This window comes from Bacillus sp. FSL P4-0334 (assembly GCF_038004825.1).
GTDB lineage: Bacteria > Bacillota > Bacilli > Bacillales > Bacillaceae > Bacillus > Bacillus velezensis.
Genome location: NZ_JBBORX010000001.1, coordinates 2941795 through 2959461, shown reverse-complemented (window position 1 = coordinate 2959461; position 17667 = coordinate 2941795). Strand labels below are relative to the sequence as shown.

Here is a 17667-nt window from a genome sequence, read left to right as displayed (position 1 = left end):
AATTTAAAATCTAGGAGGGCTGTGTCCCTCCTTTTATTTTTGGAGGGATTACATGTCTTTTAATTTAGATAAAAAGATCACAATTAAAAATTTATGTCCATGGGATTTATATTTCCGAAAGATTGATACTCACGGTGACTTCAGATTGCCGGCCAATGGAATCAGACAGATTACAGCTGGAGAAGTGCAATCCCAAGTTTATGACAATACCTCACTGTTTACTGGAACTGATGGGCAAGGTACCCATGCCAAAATCTATATCGATGACAAAGAAACCCGTGTGCACTTAGGTTTCGAGACTGAAGATAAAGATGACAAGCAAGAAATTGTTACTGTAGAACGAATTAAACAAATCTTGGGGTATAAAACACAAAAAGCCTTCGAAGAAAATGTTCAAAAAGAAATTTTACTTGAGTCTGAAAAAGCTCAGCTGTTTGATGTGGCTAAAAAAGAAAAGATTAATGACTACGCTAAGATTAAGTTCATTGAAGAATACACTGGATTTAAATTTGACATTCAATCATAGGGGGTTAAATCTTGACTACCTATGATGAAATCATAAACGTTTTCCATTCAAAGTTTCAGTCAAATGAAATACTACCAGATGGACTTGAGTATCAGTTTTTCAAGAACGCTATTGGTGAATATGAAACAGATTTAACTGAACTGGGTTTTGATAAAGAAACAAAAGATTTTAAAGAACCCCTCTCCCCTGCTCAAATTCAAATTTTAGGAAGACTCATGTACAAAGATTATTTAGGAAGATATCGTGATAGGGCTCTAAAATTAAACAACATTGTAGGAAGAGATATTCAATTGACAGGTTTATCCAATACTAAAGCTCAGGTTAATAGATCCTATGAAGATCTTGTCGATGAGATTGAAAAAAAGATGAGCAAACTGAAAGTGAATAATTTTGATTGAGGTGATTAGATGTCTATAGATTGGTATCTAACCTCTTCTTCAAATTATTTGAGTGGCTGGGAAAACGAAGAGTTTAATTCAAACAAGTATGAAATCTTCAAGGAAATCTTAGCAAATTCACCTGAAACTTATGACATTGAATTGAATGGCAAGCCTGAACAGGTGATAATTCAAACCACTCAGGACAGTGAAACAAAAAAAGTCCTTACAGTTTTAGGCTTATTAAATCGTGGAGACTTGATTTTGTATGACGGCAGTTACTGGTTAGTTAATTCACGCCCTACCGATAACAAAATGAATGACAGTGCTACTATGCGGCTTTGTAATTCATCAATTAGTCTAACATCTTCTGACAAACTAATTGATTCCGGAAAGATCGATGAAGTTACAGGGAGACCGATAAAGATTAAAGTACCTGGTGAGAAGGTTGACATCCCGTGTGTTTTAGAACGAACAACCTCAACAATTGGATCAGAGATGGCCATAAATATTCCTGAGGGACAGGCACACGTTACCATCCCCTTTTTAAAACATGAAAAATTAAAGAAGGGTCTTTTTCTTTCTTTTTATGGCGAGGAATTCCGTGTTGATGATATAGACTATTCCAAGGTTTATGGAAACACTGGAACAATTAGACTTATAGCCAAAAAGAAAGTTGGAGGTGATAGCGAATGAGTATGATGGTCGGACATATGACAACTGTATTCAGAACAATTATGAATGATTCAGAATTGAATCGTCTTTTATATTATAAGGATGACCCTCTCTCCTCTTCTCTCCCTGACGTTCAGACGTTGGAAAATTATTATGATCCAGTTGATGATTCCCCATCAATATTAAGCTCAATAATTAAACGTGCTCCCAAAACTGATGATTTAACCGATCAACCAATATGCAGACTTTGTGTTTATCTTGGCAATGGAATCCCTAAACCCTCGACCCAAAGTGTGATGCTGCTAGATCAAGACTTGATGATTGATGTTTATACACACATTAACACTTATGAGGAGACCGAATTCAGGAACCTGAAAATTACTGATCGTATTTGTGACATGCTCTTCAATCAAAATTTTGCAGGTATCGGTAAAAATGTTAAATACACAAGACTACTCATATCAAATGCACCTGAAGGGTACTTGGGATACAAATTGATATTCACTTTTGGAGCAAGTAAATGAATGTGTTAAAGGATTTTTTCTTTTTAGGAAGACCTATTAACACTGATGTCGGTGCTATCAGCTTTATTCGCTTAAGAGATTATCCAGAGTACATAAGTGAGCTAAATATGATGAAAATGAGCAAGAAGGAAATCATTAGAAACTTTTTAAAAATCAACAATGACGGTTCATTAAATGATTTAATTATCGAATTGAAGAAGAACAGCCTCTTCAAAATTGTTCATGATTACTTACCTGAATTTAACCAAGCTTATTTTAAAGTGTTTAGCAAAGTATTTGTGGACAAAGAGTCACTAAAGCTTATTGATCAGAAAGCATTTAATAATGTTAGAAAATTGATATTAGAGATGCATTGTTTGACTGAAGAGAAAATTGTTGAAAATGATGAATTGCAAGAGTTTAATGATTTAAATAATCAATTAAAGCTCCAAAATTCTCAAAATGATTTAAAGGACATCGTCAGCTGTGTGACTGCTTTTAATGGATATACATATCAAGAGGTAGCCGATATGACAATTTATCAATTGTACCTGTCATATTACAGAATGGGCGAAATAATGAATTATAACACTTCTGCGTTATTCGCTACTGTAGCAACTGATGTGAAAATCGGTGACTGGAATAGTCATGTAGATATGTATAAAGAAGAAAAGCACCACCTCAGTACAGCAGATGCCAAAAATTTAGAGCAATTATTCGGAGACTGATTTTCAGTCTCTTTTTCATTTTATATTAGGAGGAAAACACTTGGCAAAACAAACAGTTATCCATGAAGTTGGTAAGGTGCTAACCAAAAGACTTAGTGACCATAAGGTTGTTGCATCTTCTGTAACACAAATGACTCAGTTCGCCCAACAAGTCCAACAAGACTTTTTAAAAGGTGGATGGGGAAATAGAGACCTCTATGTCATCAACTCAAGCAAAGAGGTTTCAGGTAATGTAAAAAATGCTTTCTTTGATCTTGATTTTATGGCAATGCAGCAAGGTGTAAAAATTGAAAACGAGACGATTTCTGTATGGGAAGATGAAAGTCTTACTGTAAGTGATTCTGGCACAGTCAAAATCGCGTATACACCTTTATCAAAAGTCTCACTTACAAATGAAGACGGAGATCAACAAGAATTTGCTGTTTCAGACAAAACAATTACGGTTCCCGAAACGTTTGCTACTAAAGGGAACGTTGTAACAGCTCACTATCAAATTGAAGTTGATGCAGAAACAGTTGAAATTAGTGGTGAAAAATTCTCTGAGAACTATTACTTCGAAATCCACACACTTGAGTACGATCCAAAGACATCAAAAATTTACAGTGACCTCTATATCCAGTTACCCAAAGTTAATTTCTCTGGTGAAGCAGACATGTCTTTAGAAGCTGGACAAGCCTACACACCTGAAATTGGATACCGAGCATTAGCTGATGACAATGGCAAGATCGGTACTTTTGCACGTGTTAAGCGTAATCCTGATGGGACAAAAGGAGTTAAAACGGAACAAGAAGATGTGACATCTAAAAGCAGTGTAGACATTGGAACAACGCAAGAAACAAAATAACGTTAGGAGCTTGATATCTTGGCACTTTTAAATAAAGACGGAGACATTTACACTTCAGCTAGAGACGATGGAAATGGTAAACCGATCACTGACATTCATCTAAAATCACAAGAAAAACCCCTACAAGTTGACTTCCCTCAAGCTGGCTTGGATGCTATCAAAGGGATTCAAGTACAACCTCCTTCCGTGACCTTGAATGAAAGAGATCCAGGCTTCTCCTCTTTTAAAACGGATAAATTCACTGTTACTTCAACAGCTCAAAAAGTTACCGCAGGTATCACTGACAGGACAGCACTTACTATTTACCCTCCTGCAGAAGGCACGATTTACATTGGGAACTCAACTGTAACTGCTGATACAGGTATCCCATTGACAGCCGGTGACAAACCTTTTTCGGTGCCTGTTGCTGCTGGCAAAACGCTTTATGTCTATGTGATCAATGACGGTACTGACAGAGACGTAAGAGTATTTGAAGCTAAATAAATTGAGGGGATACTTCCCCTCTCCTTTTTAAATAAAAGTCAGTTTTTAAACAGACTTAGGAGGTGGAGTTGTTGACAGAAACCGATGAAAATATTTTAAAAACCATTCCAGATAAAGCAACCTTTACATTCCACGAAGCAACAACTGCCCCGTCTGAAGGTGAAGAATTTGTAGTATCACATTATCGGGATATTACTGTTAAGATCTCTGGTTCCTCAACTTCAAGAGAAATAAAATTCTTTGCCGTAGATGAAAATGGTGAAAAGACAGAAATTGCTGGAACAAACAAAACTGATTTTCAATTAGGTACGGGGACATTGAATACAAATGAAAACTGGGATTTCGATATTGCGGGGCTTTTCAAATTCATGGTTGAGGTTGTTTCCGTAAATGGAGATGTAACGATTAAAGGAATTGCGGTGAGTTAATGAGTAGCAGTAAATTTGTAGGTCAGCTCAAACAAAACAATGAGCAAATTAATAATCTTAAAGATCAATTTTTCAGAACTGAATTTCATATGTCAGATCATGAAAAACGCTTGAATGACAAAGTTGATGAGTTCATGGAAAAGCAGAATTTCGATTTGAAAATGCACATTCAAAACAATGAGAATCCACATCAAGTTACAAAAGAACAAATTGGATTATCAAATGTACTCAATGAAGAGCAGGCTACAAAAGTGAATTTTGATAGCCATCTTGACGATAAGAAAAATCCCCATTCAGTTACTAAAAGCCAAGTTGGCTTGTCTAAGGTTGATAATGTTCAACAAGCAGCGAAGACTGACTTTGATGCTCACGATGCAGACCTCGATCGACATATCACAAAGGATGAGCGCAGTTATTGGAACAGCTCCGATGAAAGGACAAAGTCTTTATTAGCTGAACATACTGACGATCAATCAAACCCACACAAGGTTACTGCTGAACAGGTTGGGCTTGGGAATGTAGACAATGTAAAACAAGCTACTAAAAGTGACTTTGATAATCATCTGAATGACACTAGTGTTCATATTAACAGATTTGATCGAGATAAATGGAACGCTGCTCAACTCTTCAAACTCACTGCCGATGATGGAAACATTATCTACAAAGGCAGCTCCGAAAAAACAGAGTACAACGATTTGATTGCAACAGGGTTCTATTTAATCGCCAACCAGGGGCTCCACTCCCCTGCTAACTTGTCCAATGTCTATTTAGTTGTCATGAATTATGGTGATACAGTAGCCCAATTTGCTTTAGAAGCATATTACGGAACTCATACTTATTTCCGGTTTAGAAAAAGTGATTCAACTTGGACTTCATGGCAAACACATGAAACGACCGACGGAGCACAAACAAGAGCTACTGCTGCACTCAACTCAGCTAAAACCTATACTGATACCAAGCTTTCCTCAATAACATGGTACACTCCTACTTTACAGAATGGATGGGTTAATTACACAGATGCTAACTCTACAGATCAAACAGTGTTTAAAACTCGATACACAAAGGATGCAACAGGAACTGTTTTTGTAGAGGGCGCTATAGCAAAAGGAACGATTGGTTTTGGAGTGGCTGCATTCACCTTACCTGAAGGCTACAGACCTGGAAGAGCATTTCAGTGGGTCGGTGTGGCTTCCCAATCAGGAATGTCAGGTGTACCGCAAACTCACAGAGCGCTTATTGACACTGACGGAAAAGTTATTATAGAAAATAGCTCAAATACCTCCAAACCCAATGATTACATTAGTTTAGGCTTTAGTTTTAAAGCCGTGTAGGGAGAATATTATGATGCAAGTATACAAATATGACGAAAATTATATTTACGAATCCCCTGTTGTACTTGAAGACGGTAGTCCGCTTCCCAATAATTGCACACCAATTGCTCCTTCTGATGGTCTTTATATTCCAAAGTTCAGCCCTAAAACAAAAAAGTGGGTGGAGTCTGCATCAGAAGAATACATTGACAGTTTAAAACCACTTGACCCCGAGCCATCGGAAGTAGAAAAGGTTAAAAAACAATTAAGTGACTTAACATATCAACTAATGATGGACGGTGTACTTTAAATGAATTGGTATGAACTTATAAAAGATTATTACAACGATGGTAATGGTGTGTGGGATGAATATCGTGTAGCGCAAGCTGTAGTCAAAGGCAAAATTACACCAGAACAGTACGAAGAAATTGTTGGAAAGAAATATATTGAACCAACTACCTAAATATGATAATTTTAGGTTATGAAAATACTAAATTTTATAACATTAACCGTTGCTTTAGTCATACTAGGAGGGTGTTCATTTAATGAAGTTGATTCATCAGCTTTAGGCTATGCGAAAGGAAGCAGTAAAAAATACGAGCCGCTAATGATAGCACACAGAGGTGCATCGGAAATTGAGCCAGAACATACCCTACTCTCCTATGAACGAGCAATAAAAGACAAAGCAGACTACATTGAAATTGATTTACGACAAACCAAAGACGGTCATCTAGTTGCAAACCATGACAAGACTGTTGATCGAACCACAAACGGTAAAGGAGAAGTTGAAGATCTTACATTAGATCAGATTAAAAAGCTACATACTAGAAAAGGACAAAAGATCTTAACGATTGAAGAAATCATTAAAAAGTTTGGACAAACAACAAATTATTATATCGAGACTAGAACAAACAACAAAGGCAAATTGGTAATGGAGAAAAAGTTAATTGACACACTCTCTAAAAATAACCTAATCGCTAATAACAAAGTTGTTCTAGAATCATTCAGTGACAAAAGTCTAAAGAAATTACATAAGCTTAACAGCGATGTTCCTCTTGTTCAACTTTTAAAAGATAAAGACGTTAAGAATATGAGCAATTCAAAGCTAAATGAAATTAAGAAGTATTCTAACGTTGTTGGCCCTAATGCCAAATTGGTTGATAAAGATTTTGTTAAGATAGTCCACAAAAACAATATGAAAGTACATGTGTTTTTTGATACTGATAAAGAAAGAACATTCACTTCCAAAATGCTGAAATTGAAAGTTGATGGACTATTTACAAATAATCCAGCTTATACAGAAAAAGCTCTAAAAGAAGATTATAAATAAAATACAAGTTTTATTTAGACACCTCTCCCCTTTTGAGGTGTCTTTTTTAATGAGTTCAGAGGATATATAAGGAGGAAATGAGATGGCATCGAAAAAATTAAATCTTGGGTTGATCGAAGAAAGTGTAAGCAAATATGACAAGAAAGAACGAGTGCAACTTACTGATGACGTTCATGTTTATATTTACCCTTACTTCTCCCCTACCCGCTTAACCAAAATGCTTACTGAATTAATTACGGATCAAGAAGAAGCAAAAGAAGCTGGAATTAAGTTTGAAGATATTAATCCTGTTCAATGGGGATTCTTTTCATTAATTAAAGAATTTACAGACTTGGGTATTCCAAGTGATATCAAAAACAAAGTAAAGTGGTTTGTTAAGCTTGTGGACTCTGAATTTTTCCCATTGATTATTAGTAGTTTCCCTGAAGAAAGCATGAAGAAATTTAGAGAAGCAACAAAGATGATGCAAGAGAATTTAGACAAACTGTCAAACATATCTCAAGAAGAAATAAATGATCTTATCCTTAATAAGGTCGAAGAGATTGAAAATGAACAAGAGGCTGAATAATGGCCAAGAACATAAAAGAAATAGCAGCGCTAATTGAATTTGCCGCGAAGCAAGCCGTTCAAAAACAATCAAGCACAAAAAATACGATGATTAAAACAGGTCAAGAGCATGTGAAATCTGATGTGTATGACACCTATGACCCCCTTGAATATGAACGCACCTCTCTTTTGAAGGACTCCTTTGTCATTGAAAACGAATCTAACGGGATCTCATTAGACAATGCCCGCGGAGACAACGGTAAGGATGTTGCCACGGTTGTTGAGACTGGTCAAGGGTACACGTATCCAGATAAATACGATTATGGATACGGAAAACCACGTCCATTTATGAAGAATACTGCTGAATCCTTAAAAGATGGACGATTAGTTGCTGCTATGAAAAAAGATTTAAATGCGAGTGGTATTAAAACAGAATAACGGTGGTGTATTAATGGCCAGAGAAATAAAACAAAACATGATGCGCTCTAGAGCTGAAAAGTTGCCCGAAGTCACGGATGAAATGTGGGGTCAGGTTGATGACGAGCATAGAAGCTTAACTCAAGAGTTCCTCGACGCCCACTCATTCCGAGATAAAACCAGGAAGCAATACAACTCCTCTCTTCGTCAGTTCTTCTGGTGGGTGCATAATTCCTTGAATGGGAAGAAGCTTTACAAAATATCCAAAAGGGATTTCATCAGATATCAAAGCTTTCTGAAAAATAGAGGGATGTCTTCAAGTGGAATAGCTTTAAAAAAGGCTGGAGTATCTTCTTTAAATAACTACATTGAAAATGTTGTTGCTGAAGATGACGATAATTTTAAATCATTCAGGAACTTCACAAGAGGTCTCCCTGCCATCCCTAAAACAACCACGTATGAAAAAGTAAAGGTTACTTATGATGAATACAGAACAATGATGAAAGTGCTTGAAGAAGATAAAAACTATTTGGGGATGGCTTGGTTAGCTACTGCCTTTAATGTAGGTGCCAGAAGAGCTGAAATTATTCAGTTTAAAACTGAAATCCTAGATTATGAGATACCTGAAGGTCAATCTTATGTCATGGCTCACAAAGTTCTTGGAAAAGGAAAAGGTGAAGGAAAACCTCTCGACTACATGATTAACACAGAAGCTCTGGAATATTTGAAGCTTTGGCATGAACAACGGGGATATGACCATGAGTATCTATTTACTACACAATACGGTGGACAACCAAGACAAATGTCAGAGGGTTGGGCTGACTACTTTTGTTCTGATGTTCTTTCTGATATCCTCGGCCGCCGCATTAACCCTCACCTCTTTAAGGCCTCCTGTATTACTTACCTTCTTGAAGTTAAGAAAATTAAGATTGAGCTCGTGAGTAAATATGTTGCACAGCATAATGATGTGTCTACAACAATTAAGCACTACGACCTCCGTGATTTTAAAGAAGAAAAGAATCAAATCTTCTCGTAAACCTTATGAGTCTCTTCAATCCTCACCAAAGTTCAATTGCGAATATGCAACAGCAAATTAATGAATTGAACGAAGCTGTTGCTGAATTAACTAGGCAGCTTGGTACTAAAGCTGATAAGAACCAATTCGGATCTAAACAGATTGATGAATCCAAGATCAGTGTAAACGCAAGCACCGGTAAACTTGAATACGGGAAGATTAAGAAAAGCTTGTTGGGTGACATATCAATTGATTTGCTTTAGGTTCACTCTTTATGAAATCCCTCTTTTATGCAGAATCAAAATCCTTCAATTGAAGGGTTTTGCTTATGGATAAAACCTTAAACATATTTCCATATTTGACGATAATATGGAGAGGTGATTATCAAATGAATGGTGAAACAGTAAAACAACAACTTCTCACACTTGACACTGACCAATTAATTCAATACATCAAAAATGATTTAGGGTATCTAAATAAAACTGAAGAAAGCCGAAGTAATATCCTAAATTCATTAAGGGATATTGATCAAGATTCTTTAATTTTCATTGAAGCAAGACTGGAGAATCTTCAAAAAAACTTTGACCATACTAAACACTTACCTTGGATTTTGGCAATTTGGAATATAGTCCTAGGGCTGTACCAGTCATTATATAAGTCTTATCCTCTTGTTAATACTCTAATGATAGCAGGAGCAACTCTTGCATTTTGGTGGGCTTATTATAAAGACAGGAAAAGGTTATTGGTTGTGAATTATTTTAGTGATTTACTTGAAAGGATTAAGAAGGATAAAGAAATGAATGCCTCGTGACTCGGATGCCGTATCCGGTTCTACACTGCTGGAAATCATGATATAATGTAGGAAAATAATACTGGTGGTGGTTGGATGATCTGGGCTATCATTCTAATTTTAGTGGTTGGCGCTTTCATTATCATTGGGGTTAGCGCTTCGGATAAGCAAAAAGAAATGGACAAAAAAAGAGCTGGCGAGATTGAAACGGTTGGAAATTTCCCTTCTAATTATAAGTCCATCATAAATCCAGATAAAAATGCAAAGCTAACTTTAATTGATCCAGAAGATAAATTTGTAATTCACAGCTTCAAACAGGATGGAACATTAGAAGAGAGAATTGTCCCCTTCAGCAAAATAATTCAAGCTGAAGTTACAATTGATGATAACACAGTTACAAAAGTGTCCAAAGGAAGTCAAATAACAGGCGCTGTTGTTGGTGGGTTAGCAGCAGGAAGCATTGGAGCATTAGTTGGCGCACTATCTTCTAATAAAACAGAAACAAAGTACTTCAAAAAAATTGATTTAAAATTAAAGCTCGATGATTTCTCCTCCCCTATTTACAGATTTGATTTCCTACCGAGTAAAGATGAATTTGGCCTAGAGAATGTTAAAGGGTTTAGACAGGACGATCTGAAAGTTAAAGATGCTTTATCAAATGCCGAAATATGGCAAGGTATTATGGAGATAGCAATACGGAAAGCAAGCAAAGTCGCTCAATAACGAGCGGCTTTTTTATATGCCCAAAAATTCACTCTCCCCTATTCGAAAGGATGTGACCTTTATTTGAGTCAAGATTTAAAGATTATACTCACACCCAAAGCTGACACTTCTTCAAAGACTGTCGAACAGTTAAATCAGCAAATTAAATCTTTAGAGAAAAAGCTTAATTCCCTTAATTTAAAGACCAATATTGATGCCTCTGCTTTAAAGACTCTCAACGACTTCTCCTCTGCGGTTGACACTTATCAAAAACATCTCAAATCCTTCAATCAAACAGTTAAAGAAACTACAACGATTACCAGAAATGCTGATGGCACTGTTGAAAAGCTTATACAGCAGTATAAGAAAAATGGCGAAATCATTCAGCATGAAACAAAGACCATAGACAATCGTAATCAATCATTACGTGAACAAACACAAGAAGTAAACAGGCTTGCTCAAGCCACTGAAAAACTTGGTCAGGTACAGAAAAGAACAGAACAAAAAAATGCTCAAGCACAAACGACGAGGGTTACTCAAAAGAACCGTAATGGCTTTGACGATATTACCTATACAACTGATCCAAAAACAAACGCTACTACATCTAAAGTAACAACGAATTATGATCAGCAACGAAAAGCAATTGAACAATTAAAACTGGATTTAGAAAAACTTAGACAGCAAGGAATTGTAACTGACACCACCCTCTCTTCCCTTGGACGGAAACTAAATACTGCTCAAACAGCACAACAAATTGAAGCATTGCAAAACAGAATTAAAATGCTCGATGATAAGTCTGCTGCTGTGGCGAAAAATAATGAACTAAGAAAAACTATTGAGTTGTATCAACGCCAAGCGCAGGTAAACGTACAAAACCTTAATACACGTTATGGCGATACAATGGGTGCCGGCAATAGACAAGCTGCTCAAGATTATTTAAATGCGGTAAATAGCCTTAATGTAAGTGCCGGCGGCAGTAATATCAGATCTCAAATGCAAAGTTTGAACATGCAATTCAGGGAATTGGCTTCAAATGCGCAAGTAGCAGCTAGTCAAGCCTCGTCTTTTGGTGCGGAGCTAACGCAAGCTTTCAAAAGTATGTCTACATATTTAATCTCCGGTTCTTTGTTCTATGGTGCTATATCCGGACTCAAGGAAATGGTCTCCCAGGCTGTTGAAATTGATACTCTAATGACAAACATCAGACGTGTAATGAATGAGCCTGATTATAAGTACAATGAGCTACTCGAGGAATCAATAAACCTAGGCGACACCCTTTCAAACAAGATCACTGACATTTTGCAAATGACTGGCGATTTCGGCCGTATGGGTTTCGATGAAAGTGAACTATCTACGCTGACAAAGACCGCTCAAGTTCTACAAAACGTCTCTGATTTAACTCCTGATGATACAGTTAACACTTTAACTGCCGCAATGTTAAATTTCAATATTGCAGCTAATGATTCTATTTCAATCGCAGATAAGCTTAATGAAGTCGATAACAACTATGCTGTAACTACAATGGATCTGGCTAACAGTATTAGAAAAGCTGGTTCAACAGCTTCCACATTTGGTGTTGAATTAAATGATTTAATCGGATACACCACAGCCATCGCAAGCACCACTCGTGAATCTGGGAATGTGGTTGGTAACTCATTAAAGACGATTTTCGCACGTATTGGGAATAACCAAAGCTCAATTAAAGCTTTAGATCAGATCGGAATTTCTGTAAAGACTGCGGGTGGAGAAGCTAAGTCAGCAAGTGAGTTGATTAATGAGGTAGCAGCCAAATGGGATACGTTAACTGATGCTCAAAGACAAAACACCTCTATTGGCGTTGCGAATATCCATCAATTGTCTCGATTTAATGCCTTAATGAACAACTTCTCTATTGCCCAGAATGCCGCAACCACTTCCGCTAATTCCGCCGGGAGTGCATGGAGCGAGCAACAGAAATATGCAGATAGCTTACAAGCAAGATTAAATAGGTTGTCAAATGCATTTACGGAGATGTCGGTTGCCTCCAGTGAAGCCTTTATCTCTAATAGCATTGTTGTGTTTGCAGATGCACTTAAAGGATTAATGCAAACAAGTGCTCAAATTACTAAAACAGTCGGTCTCCTCCCTCAAGTTTTTGGCTCTGCTACAACTGCAATTCTTCTTTTCAATACTTCACTTCGTACAGCTACCATCTCAACTGGAATGTCTGCAATATCAACCCTTAAAAATCTTGTCTTAAACTTTAATGCTGTTGGGCTTGGTGCAACAACAGCTTCAGCTAAAACTGCAGTTTGGGCACGAGTGGTTAATGCTTCAAGCGTTGCGATGAGCAATCTAAAGAAAGTCGCAGTCTCGACAAGCGCGTTTTTAGCGGGCAGTTTTCTTCCAATGGCAGCTATGGTTGGACTTGGCGTGGTTATTGAGAAACTCATTTCCTCTTATTCTGAATTAAAACAAGCTAGAGAAGACTTTGAACAAGCTAAAACTACTAGCATTGAAGCAATTACAACGAATAAAGATGAAACAGACAAACTGATTAGTCAATACAAAGAATTACAAAAGGCTAAAGATGGCGGAGCTTTATCGGCTGACCAAGAGCAAGAATATCTGCAAGTAACACAACAATTAGCACAAACATTCCCGAATTTGATCGCTGGTTATGATTCTCAAGGGCAAGCAATCTTAAAGAAAAACCAAGCACTTAAGGATGCTATAAAGTACACTGAAGACCTTAGTAATTTAAACAAAAAAGACATTCAAACAGGTGCCAATAGTAACTTTAAGGAAAGCTTAAAAGACATTGATAAACTCAATGATAAGATTAAACAGTATAAGCAGGTTGCCGATTATTATAAAAACGGCAAGAGTTGGGATATTTTCTCTTCTGAAAATGACAAAAAAAATCAAGGTATTAAAGCTGAACAAGATGCACTACGTACTGAACAAGAGCTATCCAGCTCACAGGCTAAAATTAGAGAGCAAGTGCAACAGACAATTGATGCCTTTAACTCAATAAAGATAAATCCGAATCTTTCAAGGGAAATATCTAACGCATTCGATAAAATCGACTTCAGCAAAATGAATGCAGATGAACTTGAGTCATTTTCAATAAATGTTTCGAAATACATGGATAATATCCAAAAAGCTCTACAATCGGGCAATAAAAATAATTTTGATTCCGCCTCTAAAAGCTTAGAACAGCTTGTTAATCAATATATGAGTGGTAAAGATAAAGCAAATGGTTTGGCTTTATCTTATGATGACCTTAAAACTGCCATTGACTCTACAAATGATTCTGCACAAACTGCAAAAGTAACCTGGGATGAAAATGGTGAAGGTGTAGATGCATTAGGTGAGCAAGTCGGGAATTTATCTGACAAGCTCAAAGAGGCTAAAGGTGATTTTGAAGCAATTAAAGGAATCATCGATGATTTAGTTGAATCGAAACAAAATGATGCTGCTATATCTGCTATTCAAAATGAAGCTTATGACACTATGTCTGACAGCATCTCCCCTTTAAACAACCTCCTTGAAAAAATGTCTGAAGGTAAAAGCATATCTGCAACAGAAGCCATGAAGCTTATTCAGAAAGAACATGATCTTGCTGATGCAATTTCAGTTGAAAATGGTGTTGTAAAAATCAACAGAAATGCAGTTGTTAAGCTTCGGGACACAAAACTCAAAGCTTACAATGATATGCAACAATCTGTAAGACAAGATCTAATTAATCAGGCTAATGCATTAAATAAAAAGATTAATATGTATAAGTCTGAAGTCAAGGCTATCAAGACTGTTCAAGACGCTTATAAAATGAAGTCTGAGCTTGAAGACAACAAGAAAAAGATATACGACGAACTAAAAAAAGGGAACAGTGGTGCGCTGCAGTTCCTACCCAAAACACAGGATGATTTAAACCAGGTCACTGATATCACTGATCAGCTTAAAGAGCTTGATAAACTAGCCGATTTGGCTTCAACTTCCCTATCCGAAACAGGAACATCTCTTGACGACCTTTCTTCTTCAAGTGATAAAGCCTCTGAGGAAACCAAAACGTCCATGTACGTGGCTGATAAATACAAGGAAGCTCTGGAGAAAGTTAATGCTGAAGTCGAAAAATATAATAAGCAAGTAAACGACTATCCAAAGTATTCTCAAAGTTATCGAAATGCCCTGCAGAAAGAAATTAAAGCTCTTCAACAAAAGAAAAAGCTTATGCAGGAGCAAGCCAAACTCCTCAAGGATCAAATTAAATCAGGGAACATTGCACAATACGGTATAGTTACCTCCTCCCTTTCCTCTGGTTCATCTTCCGGTGGTTCTTATTCTTCTGGTGGTGGGTCTTACTCGGGTAAATACTCCAGCTACATTAATTCTGCCGCAAGCAAATATGGTGTCGATCCAGCTCTAATTGCAGCTGTAATCCAACAAGAATCAGGATTCAACGCAAGAGCTCGTTCTGGAGCAGGCGCAGCCGGATTAATGCAGTTGATGCCTTCCACTGCTAAAAGCTTAGGCGTAAATAATGTTTATGATCCTTATCAGAGCATTATGGGTGGCACGAAATATTTAGCCCAACAACTAAGCAAATTTGGTGGAAATGTTGAAAAAGCACTTGCTGCTTATAACGCAGGGCCTGGTAATGTGATCAAATATGGCGGCGTCCCTCCTTTCAAGGAAACTCAGAATTATGTTCAGAAGATCATGTCAAATTATACCAAGTCAATGACTTCTGCTAATTCCTCCATTGCAAGCTACTACACGAAGAACAGTGCGTTTAGAATAAGTTCTAAATATAATGCGCAAGATGGCGCTTACCGATCAACTCCACATAAAGGTATCGACTTCGCAGCAAAAGCTGGAACCGCAATTAAATCGGTTCAGAGTGGAAAAGTTCAAATTGCTGGTTATAGCAAGACTGCCGGTAACTGGGTTGTCATTCAGCAGGATGATGGAAAAGTTGCTAAGTATATGCATATGCTTGATACCCCTTCTGTTAAAGCCGGTCAAACTGTTAAAGCTGGCCAGACCATTGGTAAAGTTGGCAGTACGGGTAATTCAACTGGAAATCACCTTCATCTTCAAATTGAGGAAAACGGAAAGACAATTGACCCTGAGAAGTATTTAAAAGGTGTCGGTACATCTATTTCAGATGCATCTCAAGCTGAAGCAGAACGACAGCAAGCAATCGCGCAAGCTAAATCCGACCTCCTCTCCCTCCAAGGTGATATTGATTCAGTAAATGATCAGATCCAAGAGCTCAGATATGAAATCGTTCAATCGAAACTTGATGAATATGACAAGCGTATTGGTGATTTTGATGTAAGAATCGCTCAAGACAAAGCACTCGCAAGTCATTATCTGAGCGACAGTAAAGAGTTCCGTAAGTATACAAATGATCAGAAAAAAGCTTTAACTGAACAGCAAAAGATTCAGAGTCAGAAGGTTTCTTTTATTGAAAAAGAAATCAAAACAAACAAAACTCTGAATGCCGCTCAAAGAGCACAGCTTGCTGAGGAATTAAAACAAGCTAAGATTGATCTCATCAATTTTCAAGAAGAAGTAAGAGAACTTCGAGGACAGCTCATTCAGTCTGAAGTTGATCAAACGCTTAACGGCATTGAGAAATCAACCAAGAAAACCGAATCTAAGCTTAAAGATGTTAACAATAAAATATCCATGACCGAGGAAGATAAAGACAAGGTTAAATATTATAGCCAACAGATTAAGCTTATTCAGCAACAACAGACTGAAGCGAAGAAGTATATCAAACAGTTGGAAGCTCAAAAGAAAGCTGCTAAAGGGTTCCCAGATATTCAGAAACAAATTACTGAAGAGATCGAGAACTGGAAAGACAAGCAGAAGGATTACAATCTGGAGCTTTACAACACAAAGAAATCAATCAAAGATGTGTACAAATCTCTTGCTGATGAAGTTGTTTCTATCTACAAAGAGATGTACGAAAAGATGCGTGATATTGAATTAAAAGCGCATCAAAAAGCTACGCAGGACTTGATTGATGAGATTGATAAAACTGATGATGAAGCTAAATACCAAAAAGAACTCAAAGAAAAGAATCAGGCTATTCAGGAAACCAAAGATAAGCTAAACAAGTTGTCTCTCGATGACTCAGATGAAGCAAAATCACAGGTTAAAGACTTAGAAAAGCAACTTCAAGAACAGCAAGAAGCCTTAGATGAGTTTCTTAAAGATCGTGAAAACAGTAAACGAAAAGAATCGTTACAGGATCAGCTTCAAAAAGATGAAGATTCAATTAACAAGAAATATGATGATCTCGTTAATGATGAGCGTGGGTTTAAGGAGCTTGAGAAAAAGCTAATGGATGGGAAGATTACTGATATTGCTAAGCAACTAAATGAATTCTCTAAGTTCATTAACAGCAATATGGAGTCCATAGGGAAAAGCATCTCCAATAACCTTATCGATAAGCTTAAAGAAGCCTCCAATGCCCTGAATACTGTGACCAAAGGTAATAAAACTGGGAAAAAGGTATCCTCTTTTGCATCGGGTGGATATACAGGTACAGGACTAGGCGCAGGTAAGCTCGCCTTCCTACACGATAAAGAGCTCATCCTTAATAAAACCGACACTGCAAATATCTTGGATACAGTAAAAGCTGTACGTGAGAACAATACTCCAAGTGAAGAGACACCTAAATGGGGTCAAGGTGGGAAATTAGCAGCCTTGATTAACAAAGGAATCACCACTGTCCCATCAATAATTCCGAATATTAATCAATCGAGTCTTACTAATAGTTTGATACCAAGTATTCAAAACCTCTCTTCCCCACCAGATGCAGCTAAGTCAGTAAATGGCACTGTAAACAACAATGATTTTAAAGTTGAATTCACCATTAATGAATCAGGAAATCCTCAGAAAACAGCTGATTTTGTATTCAATAAATTTGCAAATGGTCTTAAAAACAAGGGTATTAATTTCAACAACTCATGAGCCAGTAAATATGCTGGCTCTTCT

At 37.1% G+C, this 17667-nt stretch carries 18 protein-coding genes; all 18 read left to right on the top strand.

From position 1 onward, the window contains the following. Positions 1-52: 52 nt before the first annotated feature. The 18 genes from NSQ37_RS14830 to NSQ37_RS14745 all read left to right on the top strand — a co-directional run bounded on the left by NSQ37_RS14830 (position 53) and on the right by NSQ37_RS14745 (position 17643). Entirely contained in the window at positions 53-526 is a 474-nt protein-coding gene (locus tag NSQ37_RS14830; RefSeq protein ID WP_257730885.1) for a hypothetical protein, read from the top strand. 11 nt (positions 527-537) lie between these two features. Further along, the gene (locus NSQ37_RS14825; protein ID WP_020954177.1) at positions 538-924 is read left to right on the top strand and encodes a hypothetical protein; all 387 of its coding nucleotides are present in this window, start codon (positions 538-540) and stop codon (positions 922-924) included. Positions 925-933: 9 nt separating this feature from the next. Further along, the gene (locus NSQ37_RS14820; protein WP_341123971.1) at positions 934-1599 is read left to right on the top strand and encodes a hypothetical protein; all 666 of its coding nucleotides are present in this window, start codon (positions 934-936) and stop codon (positions 1597-1599) included. Further along, the gene (locus tag NSQ37_RS14815; protein ID WP_341123970.1) at positions 1596-2102 is read left to right on the top strand and encodes a hypothetical protein; all 507 of its coding nucleotides are present in this window, start codon (positions 1596-1598) and stop codon (positions 2100-2102) included. Before NSQ37_RS14820 ends, NSQ37_RS14815 begins: the two co-directional genes overlap by 4 nt. Then, a complete protein-coding gene (locus tag NSQ37_RS14810) occupies positions 2099-2809 on the top strand; it encodes a hypothetical protein (RefSeq protein ID WP_069007082.1) in 711 nt (236 codons plus the stop codon). Before NSQ37_RS14815 ends, NSQ37_RS14810 begins: the two co-directional genes overlap by 4 nt. A 40-nt stretch (positions 2810-2849) precedes the next feature. Next, a complete protein-coding gene (locus NSQ37_RS14805; protein ID WP_225045991.1) occupies positions 2850-3653 on the top strand; it encodes a hypothetical protein in 804 nt (267 codons plus the stop codon). A gap of 18 nt (positions 3654-3671) precedes the next feature. Further along, positions 3672-4136 (top strand): hypothetical protein, encoded by a 465-nt coding sequence (locus tag NSQ37_RS14800; RefSeq protein WP_225045990.1) that lies wholly within the window; start codon positions 3672-3674, stop codon positions 4134-4136. A gap of 71 nt (positions 4137-4207) precedes the next feature. After that, positions 4208-4564 carry a hypothetical protein gene (locus NSQ37_RS14795; RefSeq protein ID WP_062623492.1) on the top strand — a complete coding sequence of 119 codons (357 nt, stop codon included), beginning with the start codon at positions 4208-4210 and terminating at the stop codon, positions 4562-4564. Further along, positions 4564-5895 carry a pyocin knob domain-containing protein gene (locus tag NSQ37_RS14790; RefSeq protein WP_341123969.1) on the top strand — a complete coding sequence of 444 codons (1332 nt, stop codon included), beginning with the start codon at positions 4564-4566 and terminating at the stop codon, positions 5893-5895. Before NSQ37_RS14795 ends, NSQ37_RS14790 begins: the two co-directional genes overlap by 1 nt. A gap of 13 nt (positions 5896-5908) precedes the next feature. Continuing rightward, positions 5909-6184: a hypothetical protein gene (locus tag NSQ37_RS14785; RefSeq protein WP_122504348.1), complete on the top strand. Its 276-nt coding sequence runs from the start codon at positions 5909-5911 to the stop codon at positions 6182-6184. Next, on the top strand, positions 6185-6337 hold the full coding sequence (locus NSQ37_RS14780; protein WP_014470095.1) for an XkdX family protein: 153 nt from the start codon (positions 6185-6187) through the stop codon (positions 6335-6337). Between the two features lie 18 nt (positions 6338-6355). Continuing rightward, entirely contained in the window at positions 6356-7204 is an 849-nt protein-coding gene (locus tag NSQ37_RS14775; protein ID WP_341123968.1) for a glycerophosphodiester phosphodiesterase family protein, read from the top strand. Positions 7205-7286: 82 nt separating this feature from the next. After that, positions 7287-7772: a hypothetical protein gene (locus NSQ37_RS14770; RefSeq protein ID WP_053574393.1), complete on the top strand. Its 486-nt coding sequence runs from the start codon at positions 7287-7289 to the stop codon at positions 7770-7772. Next, on the top strand, positions 7772-8188 hold the full coding sequence (locus tag NSQ37_RS14765; protein WP_341123967.1) for a hypothetical protein: 417 nt from the start codon (positions 7772-7774) through the stop codon (positions 8186-8188). Before NSQ37_RS14770 ends, NSQ37_RS14765 begins: the two co-directional genes overlap by 1 nt. Positions 8189-8201: 13 nt before the next feature. Continuing rightward, positions 8202-9203 carry a tyrosine-type recombinase/integrase gene (locus tag NSQ37_RS14760; RefSeq protein ID WP_122504351.1) on the top strand — a complete coding sequence of 334 codons (1002 nt, stop codon included), beginning with the start codon at positions 8202-8204 and terminating at the stop codon, positions 9201-9203. Between the two features lie 367 nt (positions 9204-9570). Further along, positions 9571-9993 carry a hypothetical protein gene (locus tag NSQ37_RS14755; protein ID WP_122504352.1) on the top strand — a complete coding sequence of 141 codons (423 nt, stop codon included), beginning with the start codon at positions 9571-9573 and terminating at the stop codon, positions 9991-9993. 75 nt (positions 9994-10068) lie between these two features. Beyond that, positions 10069-10695, top strand: a complete 627-nt coding sequence (locus NSQ37_RS14750; protein WP_341123966.1) for a hypothetical protein — start codon at positions 10069-10071, stop codon at positions 10693-10695. 63 nt (positions 10696-10758) lie between these two features. Further along, positions 10759-17643, top strand: coding sequence for a phage tail tape measure protein (locus NSQ37_RS14745; protein WP_341123965.1), 6885 nt, complete (start codon positions 10759-10761; stop codon positions 17641-17643). Positions 17644-17667 lie beyond the last annotated feature (24 nt).